Genomic DNA, 229 nt, shown 5'->3' with positions numbered 1-229 from the left:
TCTTTCGTACCATTAGAAGCTACAAACAGCTCTTTTAAACCAACATCCACACCAATCGACTCATTGGTTAGTTCTTGTGATGCAAAGTTTTCTTGGAACCCTACACTAATCCACCAGTGACGACCGTCAAATGTAACTCTTGGATTGGATGTTTTTTTGTTTCTTGGTAGTTGTTGGCTTGTTTTCACTTCTCCAATAGACTGAATATGAACTACTTTCTTTCCTATAA

1 pseudogene is annotated in these 229 nt (G+C 37.6%); it reads right to left on the bottom strand.

The features are described 5' to 3' along the window. Nucleotides 1-229: pseudogene (locus JDS99_RS31595) on the bottom strand (RNA-guided endonuclease InsQ/TnpB family protein); the annotation flags it as partial.

The organism is Bacillus cereus group sp. N6, from assembly GCF_016483705.1.
Classification (GTDB): Bacteria; Bacillota; Bacilli; order Bacillales; family Bacillaceae_G; genus Bacillus_A; species Bacillus_A wiedmannii.
Note: the sequence above shows the minus strand (reverse complement) of the source record. Positions and strands in the feature narration are given on the sequence as shown.